Annotated in this window: 11 protein-coding genes; 3 read left to right on the top strand and 8 right to left on the bottom strand. The window is 60.6% G+C overall.

Going from position 1 to position 12,306, the window contains the following annotated elements:
• Nucleotides 1-103: 103 nt before the first annotated feature.
• Both AAFG50_RS31365 and AAFG50_RS31360 read right to left on the bottom strand, forming a co-directional pair.
• The gene (locus tag AAFG50_RS31365) at nucleotides 104-1,630 is read right to left on the bottom strand and encodes a lipopolysaccharide biosynthesis protein (protein ID WP_131234237.1); all 1,527 of its coding nucleotides are present in this window, start codon (nucleotides 1,628-1,630) and stop codon (nucleotides 104-106) included.
• A 349-nt stretch (nucleotides 1,631-1,979) separates the two neighbouring features.
• Nucleotides 1,980-3,065 carry a Wzz/FepE/Etk N-terminal domain-containing protein gene (locus tag AAFG50_RS31360; protein ID WP_080668269.1) on the bottom strand — a complete coding sequence of 362 codons (1,086 nt, stop codon included), beginning with the start codon at nucleotides 3,063-3,065 and terminating at the stop codon, nucleotides 1,980-1,982.
• Between the two features lie 601 nt (nucleotides 3,066-3,666).
• Here AAFG50_RS31360 and AAFG50_RS31355 point away from each other — a divergent pair.
• Nucleotides 3,667-3,909: a sugar nucleotide-binding protein gene (locus AAFG50_RS31355; protein ID WP_028175724.1), complete on the top strand. Its 243-nt coding sequence runs from the start codon at nucleotides 3,667-3,669 to the stop codon at nucleotides 3,907-3,909.
• 339 nt (nucleotides 3,910-4,248) lie between these two features.
• Here AAFG50_RS31355 and AAFG50_RS31350 read toward each other — a convergent pair whose 3' ends face one another.
• Entirely contained in the window at nucleotides 4,249-5,148 is a 900-nt protein-coding gene (locus tag AAFG50_RS31350; RefSeq protein WP_039185734.1) for a response regulator transcription factor, read from the bottom strand.
• Between the two features lie 683 nt (nucleotides 5,149-5,831).
• Here AAFG50_RS31350 and AAFG50_RS31345 point away from each other — a divergent pair.
• Together AAFG50_RS31345 and AAFG50_RS31340 are read left to right on the top strand one after the other, a co-directional pair.
• Entirely contained in the window at nucleotides 5,832-6,518 is a 687-nt protein-coding gene (locus AAFG50_RS31345) for a response regulator transcription factor (protein WP_049832586.1), read from the top strand.
• Between the two features lie 705 nt (nucleotides 6,519-7,223).
• Nucleotides 7,224-7,484, top strand: a complete 261-nt coding sequence (locus tag AAFG50_RS31340; RefSeq protein WP_039185731.1) for a hypothetical protein — start codon at nucleotides 7,224-7,226, stop codon at nucleotides 7,482-7,484.
• A 90-nt stretch (nucleotides 7,485-7,574) separates the two neighbouring features.
• Here the strand turns inward: AAFG50_RS31340 and AAFG50_RS31335 are convergent, their stop codons facing one another.
• The 5 genes from AAFG50_RS31335 to AAFG50_RS31315 are packed head-to-tail and all read right to left on the bottom strand — an operon-like array spanning nucleotide 7,575 to nucleotide 12,094.
• The gene (locus tag AAFG50_RS31335) at nucleotides 7,575-8,300 is read right to left on the bottom strand and encodes an SDR family NAD(P)-dependent oxidoreductase (RefSeq protein ID WP_028175720.1); all 726 of its coding nucleotides are present in this window, start codon (nucleotides 8,298-8,300) and stop codon (nucleotides 7,575-7,577) included.
• Nucleotides 8,293-9,678 carry an AMP-binding protein gene (locus AAFG50_RS31330; protein ID WP_028175719.1) on the bottom strand — a complete coding sequence of 462 codons (1,386 nt, stop codon included), beginning with the start codon at nucleotides 9,676-9,678 and terminating at the stop codon, nucleotides 8,293-8,295. The genes AAFG50_RS31335 and AAFG50_RS31330 overlap by 8 nt, the downstream gene beginning before the upstream one ends.
• Nucleotides 9,665-9,910 carry an acyl carrier protein gene (locus tag AAFG50_RS31325; protein ID WP_028175718.1) on the bottom strand — a complete coding sequence of 82 codons (246 nt, stop codon included), beginning with the start codon at nucleotides 9,908-9,910 and terminating at the stop codon, nucleotides 9,665-9,667. Before AAFG50_RS31325 ends, AAFG50_RS31330 begins: the two co-directional genes overlap by 14 nt.
• Before the next feature lie 34 nt (nucleotides 9,911-9,944).
• On the bottom strand, nucleotides 9,945-11,828 hold the full coding sequence (locus AAFG50_RS31320) for a long-chain-acyl-CoA synthetase (RefSeq protein WP_028175717.1): 1,884 nt from the start codon (nucleotides 11,826-11,828) through the stop codon (nucleotides 9,945-9,947).
• Entirely contained in the window at nucleotides 11,825-12,094 is a 270-nt protein-coding gene (locus AAFG50_RS31315; protein ID WP_028175716.1) for a phosphopantetheine-binding protein, read from the bottom strand. Before AAFG50_RS31315 ends, AAFG50_RS31320 begins: the two co-directional genes overlap by 4 nt.
• Nucleotides 12,095-12,306: the final 212 nt, after the last annotated feature.

Genomic DNA, 12,306 nt, shown 5'->3' with positions numbered 1-12,306 from the left:
ATTTGCGGCAAACTGCTGAAGGGTGACTTGTGTCACCGCCTTTGCGAGTCCAAGCTACATCGCGGCCCTCACCGGCCCTCCCGGAGGGTTACGGGAAGTCGGCCTACCGAAGATGATCCGGGTCGGCTAGGCGACTGAGTCCGTGTGCTGCGTTAGTATTGTCATGCGCTCCTGAAGGCGCTTCTTCACTCGCGCCGCGAACGAGAGCTATCACGGTGTGATGGACCTTCGTGAGCACGAACCCAAGCAGCACAGTCGTCATAAAAGCCGAAGACTTCGCCACAAGCCGCAGAAAAACGGATGTGTCTAGCTCGGAGGAGACGATGTGAGTGACCAGCACACCGACCGCAACCACAAAGGCGATTTTCAAAGTCTGATCCAACGGTATCAATTTAGCGATGCTGGTTCCGAGCGCCTTGGCGACCTTGATCAACGCCCACCACTCCCAAACAACGAGACCGGCGATGGTTCCTGCTACCGCACCGGCGAGGCCGAATAACTGGACACCAAGGATGCTCAAGGCAACTGAGAGCAAAAGCGATATCGCGCCGATCGTCGCGGCCAGTCGGCCGAATCCAAACGCCCAAAGCAGCCAGCTGGCTCCGAATACAGTTACGATCTGTCCCAACGAATAAATCTGCATGAGCGGCACTGCCCCGATATACTCGCGTGTATAGATTAGTTCCACAAGGTCGTCCGCGGTCGCTATCACCAACCCGAAGGCTGGCAGCACCATGCATCCCAGCAGCAGATTCGCTCTCAATATCAGCTTGCGGGCGCCGTCAAAGTTACCCTCGGCCACCAGGGAACTGATATTGGGCAGAAGCGCATAACACAGAGGCCCGCGGGTCAACGTACCGACCGCCATGACCACCGATGCAATCGAGATGAGTGCAAAGGCGGAGCTCGGAAAATTCGCTGCTACGACCCATTGACCGGCCTGCGCGCGCAAGGCGAAAAAGCCGCTGGCCATCGCAAAGGGCAGCGAATACTCCAATTGCATGCGGGCCAACTGGCGGTCGAATCCGAGACCCCGTTCCTGCGCAGCAAACAGGGCATACGACACGGCTAACCCGACTTTCAGCAAGGCCAGGCCGCACAACACCACCAGAAGCCACCCGACATCGCCAAATGCGACTGCCGCACCTCCCAATGCCGCTGTCCGGGCTAACGCAAACCCGATCGTTGCTAAGGCTCCCCACTCCGCCTTTCCGTCTGCCGTCGGCAGGTGATCAAGAATCGACGCCAATATCCAGGTGCCGACGCAAATCTGAACGAGGGGGGAGTGACGCTGGAGGCCTGCGATCGAACTCGGCAAGACCGGCATCAGCGCTAAGAGCAACAGAGTCGCGAGCCCCCCAAGAGCGAAGAGACTAGCGAACGTGTTGCCCACCAGCTTTGGGCGGGTTCCGGGAGCGGCGCGCGACAGGAAATAGAATAGAGACTGCGGCAGGAACAGGGGAAAGAGGATCAACCCTGTTTCGACGACGAGCCACGCCAGGCGGTAGTCGCCGAACTGCTGCGTGGTCAGGTGGCGGACCAGGATGATAGGCACCCCCAGCTGCAGAGCATAGTCGAACAGCCCCGCAGCCGCGAGAAATCCTGCCTTGCGGCGAATCCCCGATCTCATGCCGCGTGCGCGCCTCCTGAGTGCGGCGTGCTCCAGCAGGCTTTCGTACTTCCTGCGTAGTGGAGCAAAGGAAAAGTGCTCACGGAGGCGCTGACGATCGCATCTTCCGAGATCGTGCCTGATACCGCGGGATTCCCACATGGTTCGCCTGGCCTTGCTGACGTAATCGATCCGGTCGCTGTCGCCTAAGCAGAGGGCAATACGGACCTTCTGGAGATTTCATTTCCTCACGGCGATACGGTGATTGCGGCCGAGTCCTTCACGAGCGTGCGGACGAACTTGCCGATTCCCTCAGTAAAACGCGGGGCTCCACCGCTCGGAGCATGCCGATTGTCGGTGAAGGTCGCCTTCACCCCGAACCCGTGAGGCGCACTGACGTTGCCTTTACCGATGCTTCAAATTGATGATCTGGTCGAAGCTCGTCCGGAAGAGATCGCTCGATCCTGCCATCCTCTGCGCCCGGACGAGCTTTCTGCTCGCTGGTTCGAATGCGATCATACAGATCGCGCAGGAGTCCCATCGCGATTCCAAGAAGCAGCCCTCCAACGATCGCTATCACAACCACGCCTCTAGGTCTTGGCGAACTGGCCCTCAAAGGAGGCGATGCGCCGGTGACGAGACTCGCGTCAAAGCCCGGTGAGGATTGTTGTTGCGTGGCCTCCATCTTACGCACCATGTGGCGAAAATTATCATAGGCGTTTTTGGATGATTCTGCAGCGGCTGCCAATTTATCGATGGTGGCAGTGGAATCCGCTGGCTCTTTCCTATTCTTACTATCCTCCAATGCCTTTTGGGCAGCCAATGCTTGAGTGCTCAATTCGTTCGATCGCTTCTTAACCCATGTCTCGTCTAGGAAAGCGGCGTCCATTTGGCGGGAAATATACTTTTCAGCAACAGCGTTTAGGATCTGCGCCGCTCGATTAGGATCTCTGGAGTCGAAGGCGATCTCGATAAGAAACGTAGGGCCAAGACGCTTGGCCGAAAACTTGCGTTCGAACGATTCCAAGGCATAGCGCGCGCCACCAACTTTGGTCTCCCCTCTAGCCCAGCCGAGCAGCCGGGATACCATGCCTTGGCTGGTCGCAAATTCCGGGTCTTGAGCAAGGCCGAGCTTCTCGATGACGGCGTTAGCGATGCCCTCAGACTTGATGATTCCGATCTGAGTTTCCACGACCGTTGACACCGCCGCAGCGTCCACCCCTTTCGAGTTTACGATGAGTTGCGCCTTGGCGGTGAATGTCGGCACCACGATGACGAGGTAAAGTATAGCAACGCCAAGCGCCGCAGAACATGCCAGCAATGTGATCAATAGATGTCGTTGTATGAAGGCCAGCACGGCCAGCACTTCTGCCAGCGACACGACCGGACCTGGACGAAATTCAGGCGCCGGATTGTCGCGATTTATCCAATTGTCGGTGCTATTGGTCTGCAGCATTTTTGTACCAGCGCTGGTAGTTGAGGCTCCGCGACGGTGCTCAAATTGATGTGTGTCGCGATTTACTGATGAGAAGGTCGGTTGGCGGACGAGGCAGCAGACCGAGTCGCGCGTCGATAGGCATTGCAACTACCCCTTCTGGAATGAGGTGCTTGGCCGGAGCCGCGCAAAGCAGCATCAAGCCACAATGGACGATGGCTGCAAAAAAAGAAGCCGCCATGGGTAACTGACGAGCGGTAACTGGCGAGCCGACTAACCGGCCCCTAGCGACGATTGCTGCGGCCACCTTACCGCCGCCGACCAAATCTGCGGGAAGCTTGGTGGACGCCGGCAAGTCGGTGAAAAACGCGTAACCCATTGCACTCTACGACCCGCTCGCTCATCTCCGGCTGAATCAGTACGCTCCGGGTCACTGGATGGGAATTGGCAATAAATGGGTAGTGACGATGGTCATTAATTCGCCAGGACAGTCGATCGAGCGATCGGCATGATTTTGGGCCGTCGGAGTAACGCGGATTGCCCTCGGCGCCCGGCAGCGAGTCAAAATTGGCCGCATGGGTGTTCACCACCCGAGCGTAAGGCGCGAACTTCATGCGCACCCGTGATCCGGCTCGCCAGCGAGCGCGAGTCGGTGCGCGTGGCCGCAGATCGGTGGGGAATGCTGATCACCGTGCGCACCACCGCGTCGACCGTCGTCGAGATCTTGAGGAAAGGCGAGGCCGACCTGCCCGGTGCCTTTGCGCGCGCAAAAGAGATAGTCCACCTCACCAATTCAGGACCAACCGATTGGCACGGTCTTGGCAGCAAGATCGCGGGACGGCTGCGCTCCGCGGGGTGTCGCTGAAAGCGGCCGAGGTCAAGCTTGTCAAGCTCGGCCCCGGCTTGGCCGGTGACGGTCGAGATCAAGACCGGCGCGCGCCGCATCATCAGCTACCTTCTCTCGCCGCTGGCGAGATACAGGAAGGAATCGCTGCGGGAGCGATAAGAGCCGGCTCCCGCAGGCATATGCCTACGTGTCGTCCTCTCGAGGAGAGCGTCCACGCAATCTCGGGTGGACACTCATGCAAGGGCAGCAGAAAACGGGCTGCCGGTCGCCTGGAGGTCGCGGAGTCGACGAAAGCGTTGCAGCTATTACTCCGCGATCTGACCGTTCGAGCGACGGCAGCCGTTTGAATCCCAGCGTCTACTTGTAGAGCCGTACCGCGGCACGAGTCCCGCGGTCCACGGCCTTGTGGAGTAGGCCGTCGATAGGGGGTATCGCGACGTGACTAGAGTGGGGAACCAACGGAGCCGGCTCGTTGAGCTGCTCCATTTCGGAGATCACCTCGAGAGGCTTGGCAATCCCTCTGCCTGCATCGACGGCTGAGGGGGCGCGACCGGTTGCTGCCCGTACCAGCGACCCATGGTTCATTCCCCAGATCGCCGCCTGTGTCCGGTTCTGGACCCGGATCTTGCGCAGGATCGCCTTGACGTGAACCTTCACGGTGGCCTCGGCGATATTGATTTTCCTGGCAACGCACTTGTTGGAATCGCCTTCGATCAGGCAGGATAGGATTGCTTTTTCTCGTGGAGAGAGCTGCGGCAAGATTGCTTCGTCTGCAGCAGCGAGGATGGTTTGTCTGCATTCGCCGGGTTCTGCCGTTTCTGGCTCGCGATCGCGACCGGCATCAAGGGCGAATGACAGGAATGCAGGCGGGAAGACGGTCTCGCCCATCGTCACGAGCTCGACGGATTTGATGAACGCGTCGCACGAATTGACGTTCACGAAGTATCCGTTGGCCCCTGCTCGAAATGCTGAGGCAAGATCGACTGGCCGATAATTGTCGGACACGATCGCGATGCGCGCGTCCGGGTACCGATCTTTCACAAATCCGATTTGTTCTATCGCGACATTGAAGCCATCGCCGGTATGGACGATGAGGAACATCAATTTCTCTGCTTGAAGTGAGTTCGGCAATTCCTCGGGGCTCGATACCGAGGCCGGGATGTGAAAATTTGCCGCGTGCAGGATTTTAGCAATACCTTCTCTAATCAAAACGTTCTTTCCAATAAGAACGGTCTCGCAAGACTGCCGCCTCCTCATTTTACCCTCCAGCCTACTACGCAATGACACAACAGCGATGGGCGGTTGAACTGATATGACTTGTGGTTTTTTGGTATATTGAGCTACCTCGATCGTGTTCCTCCGTTCTGGTCTGGCGTTCTTTGCCTCGTCTCGTTGGTGGATTTCGAGCCATCCATCGTGCTTAAGCTTTTATGAATGTTAGATGCGAATTTGCGATCGCCCTATATACCGTTGGTTATAGACGCGGGACTGCGTATGCCCGTGTAATTGCGGGACAAAAAACCGCCTTCTGGCGCAGCCTCTGCGTGAATTAGGTGACGATGTTCATTCGACATTGAAAGATTTATTGGTTGTATTTAATCGTCGATGCAGCGTCTGAGCGATCGCATTCTGCGAGCGAGTTAACGGCGAGGTATATATTGAACGTTGCGGAAATATCGAAGGTCTGCAACGTTGAGGATTACGCCGTTAGGCGGACTGGATAGGCACGGGTGCTTGCTCGGCCCCGTCAGATCACCGGAGTCTTACGGGCATTCGCGTTGCATTGCTGCGTGAAGATCCGGGAAGCGAACAGATCTGGGCGTGGATTAACCTAAGTATTGTGCTGCGATTCCAACATTGCGTGTATGCTATATGGTGTGGGTGAAACAGAAGAAGGTGCGCGGAGTTTATGTTGGGGGGGACTGGCTGAGGAGCGCCCAATGCGACGTATCAGTGTAGTCATTGCAGACCGGCATCCGGTGGTCTTGGAGGGGCTGAGCAAGGTGCTCGGTGCCGTAGCCGATTTCAATATCGTTGCATCCTGTAACGACGCCGCCAGCTGCATCGAAGCGATCCGGCGCCTGGCGCCCGATATGGCGATTGTCGATCCCGCAATGCCCGAGCTCGCCGCCGCGAAAATTCTTTCGACGGTCAATTCAGAAAATCGTTCGACGCATTTGGTGTTCTTCGTCGCGAGCGAAGATTGCGAGTTGGTGTTCTCGGCCACGCCCGTGACCTGTAGCATCATCCTGAGAGATACCGATTCGGAGGCTCTGGTGGAGTCGTTGCGGCACATCGCCAATGGTCACAACGTGCTGCCATCGACCCCATCCGAGTCGATCGCGTCGCGCGAGCAGGGCACGAATTCGGAGAACGGGCTGACAGCTCTGACGGAACGCGAGCGTCAGATCATGCGCCTGGTCTCCGAAGGATTGTCGAACAAGGAAATCGGGCGGCGCTTGAACACCACCGACGGCACGATCAAGGTGCACCTTCACAACATCTTCCAAAAACTTGAAATCAGCAATCGGACAGTGCTCGCGGCCCTCGCCATCTCGCAACATGATCGCGCGACCGCCCCGCGGGAGAAGACGCCGCATCCCGGATCGACGGGTGGGGAGCGCTGAGAGGCTCGTCACGCACCACCATTCCCGGTCGACGCTCCACTGCAATAGGCCGGCGGCCTCCATTGGATGCAGCGACCCGGCCGGAAAGACCGTCGTGAGCCCGCCCGACGCCGGCTTTCTTGCCGGGAGGCCTTGGTTCAGTCGCGCGTGCGGCGGGCCTTCCGCAACATCGACGGCCGCTGAGCCGGTCCCAGGCCGCGATCGATAGCGACCACCCGGCCGACTATCCATCTCTTTGCCATCTCCTTGGCGGCCGGTGATGAAAGGGCGTCTGTCATGGCGGCGCCCCCGGCAACGCAACCAATCGGCTGGAACAAGCAACTTTAAGGGCTGAAGACTGATTTCAAGCGCCGCTTGATTGGCAAGGTCGATGTCCGGGAAGCCTAATGGGGTAGTCCCTCAGGCCTGGCGCCTGATCCAGAATTGCAGTCAAGGCATCTGGCGGGACGTGTATTTTACTGGCCATCTGCGGCTCTGGGTCGATCGCAGTTTGTCCGCTGTCAGGTAAAACGTAGTCGCGGGCTCTAACGAACGGATCCAGACACGATCGCAGAGATGTGCCGGTTGGATCTCGGCACATCCGGAGCGACGGCCCTGGCCCTCCTTCCTGCCCCCCCAGTGGCCAGGGTCGTTCCCTCCTGACGGCCTGCCGTCAGGACCGGAGCTCTGTGGTTGAGCCGAAAGCGAGTGCGCGGACGCATCTTGATGTCCCTTCTGTTTCACCGTGCCGTCGAGGACATGGAAATCTGGAGTGCGACCGGCGACGGCTTTTCCTTTGTCATCACGTATGAGACCCCTGCCGGAGCCGGCTTTCACGGTCGTGCCGGCTATGTGGCGTCGTGGCGGCCGCTCTATCGGGGTAATGGCGCGATCAAGATTGGCGGTTCGGCGTTTTCAACCTTCGCGGAGGCGGAGAAGGCCTGCAACACGATGCTCGAGTATCTGAACGGGCTATCGCCGGAATGAAGTGTGCTGCTGTCAGGCTAGGCCGACTTCGAGTGCTTCTGAGCCGAGAGGGGAGGTCGCCTTCGACGGCGGATGCCCGATTCCCAGCGCTCAGGCAGTGGTGCCGGCGTCGATCGTCACCACGGTGCCGGTGATGTTCCGGCCGCCTTCGCTGAGAAGATATTCGACCATGGAAGCGACGTCGTCGGCTTCAGGCAGGTGACGCAACGCGCTGCGGCGAGCGATGCGCCGACGGCCTTCGTCGTCCAAAGACCGGGTCAATTCCGTGTCGATGAAGCCGGGCGCGATAGCGTTCACTGTGATGCCGACCCTGCCAACTTCTCGGGCCAGCGAGCGGGTGAAGCCGACAACGGCGGCCTTGGACGCGGCATACACGGACAAGCCGCTGTGGCCGGCCGAGGCGACGATAGAGGAAATGTTGACGATCCGCCCCGTGCCGTCGGCCATCATATGGCGCGCCACGTATTTGGTCAGGATCATGGGCGACAATACGTTCAAGCGGATCAAGGCCTCGATATCGGAATTGTGCATGGTCGCCAGCAGCCCGTCGGGACCGACCCCGGCATTGTTGACGAGGCCGTAGATCGCACCGAATTCGTCGCGCATCGATTTTGCGAAGACCGGGATCGCATTGGTCACCGCAAGGTCGCAGGCACGGAAATGCAGGCGTCGTTGGGCTTCAAGGACCGCAGCCGCAAGCTCCTCGCTCTCGCGGCGCGCGACGGCGATCACGTTATACTCGCCGGACGCGGCGAGCCTGCGCGCAATGGCGAGGCCGATACCGCGACTGCCGCCGGTGACGATGACGTTACGCATCGGTGCGTGCCAGTTTTCCCGCTGCCGTGACGTCGAGCCGCTCGACGAAGCGGATCACCGCGGGCACCTTCCATACCGCCAGGCAGTCCTTGCACTGGCTGAGAATCTCCGCGCGGATTGTCTCATGGTGCTCCCCATCAGTGCCGTTGGTGAGGATGACGTCGGCGACCACAATGGCGCCGGTGATCGGGCTCCTGCGCGACCGCGCGCGCGACATCTGGACTGACGCGTGCCGGTTGATCACGGCTTCCACCTCCTCCGGATGCACCTTCAGCCCGCCGATGTTGATGATGCCGCCTCGACGGCCCACGAAGTGGTATCGCTCGCCGCGCAGCTCGACCATATCGCCGGTATCGACGAAGCCCTCGATGTCGGCGAGCGGCGGCGCATCGGCGCCGACATAGGCGCGCGCAGTACGCCGGGAACGGATCCGCAGTGAGCCGTCGACCACCTTCATCTCGACGCCGGCATGATTTTGCCCGACCAGGTCGGCAGGAAAACCCTCGCGTCCGTCGTCCACGCTGAAACCGACGCCTGCCTCGGTCGAGGCATAGGCATGCCCGATTGACGCGTGCGGAAATGCTCTGGCCAGGCCGTCCAGCACTGCCTGGTCAGCGATTTCGCCCGACAGGCGGACATAGTGCGGCGAGAAATTGGCGGACGCGCCGCTCATCAGGAGCTTGCGCCAGTGCGACGGCGTCCCGGAGATATGGGTGACGCCGCCCGCGCGCAGCCGCGCCACATGGGCGGCAATGGCTTCCCCGGGCTCCGAAAGCACCATCGATCCGCCGCCGATCACGGCCCGCAGGAAGATTTGCAGGCCGCCATAACGGCGAATGTCGTAGAACGTTGCCCAGGTTGCGTTCCGGTAGCGCGCGGGCCCGTCGGCGATAATCGCGCCGGCGAGTCCATCGAGCGTGTGTCGGACGATCTTCGGCAGCCCCGATGTCCCCGAAGTCAGCATCAACCATTCGGTCGCATGGTCGACCTTCCGTTCCACGGCCCTCCGTTCGGGCAGGTCGACGCCGATAACAATGCGCTTGCCAGCACTGCCTCGGTGTGGCGGCTGATCGGTGACGATGGTGTCGATCCCGGCCTGCTCGAGCAGGTCCCGCAGGCGATCCCAATCGAGGTCGGGCGGGCATAGAAGGATGCGGCGGGCGACGCCGTCGAGCTCGATCATTGCAAGCGCGGACAGCAGCTGTCTCGACGTCGCAAGCATCACCGAGCGGCCGGATAACTCGAAGGGCCCGCCGGTCAGGCCGCTGTGCTCGATCATGTCGGTCAGCGATACACTGTGCCGGGCATCGGAAATCGTGCGGTCCTTCGGCCCCGCGCCGAGATATTGGCGCAACGCAATGATGTCAGGCGGGGACATTCTCGTAGGCCCTGACAAACTCACCGAGGGTAGACGGGAAGGCTGCGTCCTCGGCGACAGTGAAGGGATCGATACCGAGCTCGTCCTCCAGCCGCGCAACCAGGATGGCTAATGCCAGCGAATCGAACCCGGTTTCGTTCAGTGACAGATCGTCCTCAAGCGGCGGAAGCGTGACCTTCTGTTCTTCGGCGATCTGCTTCATCGCGGAGAAAATCTTCGATTTGACCGACATGGTACACCTCACATTTCGGCTTTCCGAGCCGATGCTAGAGCCTGATTTCACCCTCAACGATGCTCGCGTAGGCGGCCTCGTCGATCGAACGATAGCCGCCGGTCGCCGGATCACGCAGGAACAGCGGATCGTCCACCACCGAAGGATCGAATCCCTCGCGGATCAGCCGCTGCTTTTGCTGCTTGAAGGTGTCGGTCGTCTCGAGCGCCCGGCACAGCCTGACGAAGGCTGGAACTGCGTAAGGCGGCAGCCGATGCGAAAGGTGTTCTCTGAATATCCCGAAATCGAAATCTCGGTCCACCATCAAGGCCGCCATGCCGGCGCGGCCATCAGCCCCGAACACCGCAACTCCATAGGTCGAGGCGTCGAGAACGCCGGGGCAGTCCCTGATTGCGTCGTTCACTTCGCTGGTCGCGACGTTCTCGCCCTTCCAGCGGAAGGTGTCGCCGACGCGGTCGATGAAGTGCAGGTACCCCTGCGCATCGCGCAACATCAGATCACCGGTGCGGAACCAGGCATCGCCCACAGCGAAGACGTCGTGCAGAATCTTCTTCTTGGTCTCCTCGGGATCCGTGTAGCCCTCGAATGGCCGGCCGTCGCGATCGCCGCCACCGATACGTCCGACAGCCTCGCCGATCTCGCCAGGTGCGCAGGCGATGCAGAGCCCTGCGGCGCTCCGGACCGGGTTGCCGCTGTCGGCATCGATCTTGACGATCGAGGCGGGAAAGCGATGCGCCAGAACCGGCGGGATTCGGCCGATCGCGCCCGGCTTTCCATCGACATTAAACAGCGACAAATTGCCTTCGGTTGCGGCATAGAATTCGAGGATCTGCGGAATCGCGAACCGGTTGGCGAACGTCTCCCAGATGTCGCCGCGCAATCCGTTGCCGACAGCCAGCCGCAGCCGGTGTCGCACCTCTTGTTCAGACGCTGGCGCCTTCAGCAAATAGCGGCAAAGCTCACCGATATACTGGAAGACGGTGCAGTCGAAACGCACGATGTCGTCCCAGAAGCTGCCAGCGGAAAACTTCTCCGCAATCGCGACCGAACCACCCGCGCAGAGCATGCTGCAGGGAGCCGCGACGCCGCCCACGGAGTGATAAAGCGGCAGGCAATCGTAGAGACGATCGTCGATGGACGCGTCCGTCAGCCCGGAAAACCATCCGCCCCAGGCGAGAATGCGGCGATGACTGACGTTCGCCGCCTTCGGTAGGCCCGTGGTGCCCGAGGTGTAGATGAGGAGCGCGCGTCCGTCGATGGTGACGTCGCCACGTTCGGCCGAGGACAGCGGACGTGGCTCGAAGGCGGCGAGCGCCGCATCCAGATCGTTGCTTGGATCGCCGGTGCCGAGGCTCCAACATTGCGGCACGCGGTGCAGGTGCGGACGTGAGCTCTCGAACGCATCCACGCAATCGGCAGCGAGGATGAGGTGATCGGCATGAGCGACGTCGATACAGTGGGCGAGCGACTGGCCGACCAGCCTGGTGTTGATCAGCGCCACCGTCCCGCCGACGCTGCTGATGCCGAGCCAGCAGGCGAGGTAGTCCGGCCGGTTCGGCATCAGCACGCAGACGGTGCGGCCGGCTTGGAGGCCGACGTCCCGCGCCCAGCGCGCATACCGGTTGATCCGGGCGGCGAGTTCGCCATAGGTGAAGGATTGGCCATCCGAGAGCAAGGCGGGGCGCCCGGGCTGACGCTGTGCCCAATCCTCCACGATGTCGGCGAACAACCGATGCGGCTGGGCTTCGAGCCGTGCGGTGAGTGCGATGGCTTGCAGCCAGGTCTTGGCGGCGGACCGCCTGCGCCCTGGAGCGTCGCGTCGGGTCGCCTGCGGCTGAGCTGGCTCGGCGTGCGCGCCCACCCGTTCGATGCGGCTCGCCTGGTCGTCGAAGCAGAACCTCTGTTCAGCTGGCTTCATCCCGACCCGGATCCCAGCTGGTTGAGGATCATCCGCTCCATTGCCTTTACCGATCGAAAGTTTTCGGGCGTGATCTCGAACTGGGGAAGGATGAGATCGAACTCGGCTTCGACCTTGAGCATCAACTCGACCATGCCCATCGAGCTGAGTCCGATATCCACGAGTCGCGACTCCGGATGAACATCGGCGACAATCGCGTTCTGCTGAAGGACGCTCCTGACGACCGATAGAACACGGTTCTGAACGTTGATGGCAATGTTGTGCATTTCAGCCGGTCTCCCGCCGTGGCCAGGCGTGATCACATTCGGGGCCACGATAGCCAACTGTTCCTTCGGTCAATAGCTCTGCTTCGGAGGTACCTCGCCCGGGAGTGGAAGCTCCTTGACACCCTCTTCTGCGCCAACGACGCGGCGGGGGAAGTGGGCTAGTTGTCGGCTTTGAGGGGAATTCATCTCGATCTGGCTCGCATCGCCCAATC

The organism is Bradyrhizobium sp. B039 (assembly GCF_038965675.1).
GTDB lineage: Bacteria > Pseudomonadota > Alphaproteobacteria > Rhizobiales > Xanthobacteraceae > Bradyrhizobium > Bradyrhizobium diazoefficiens.
Note: the sequence above shows the minus strand (reverse complement) of the source record. Positions and strands in the feature narration are given on the sequence as shown.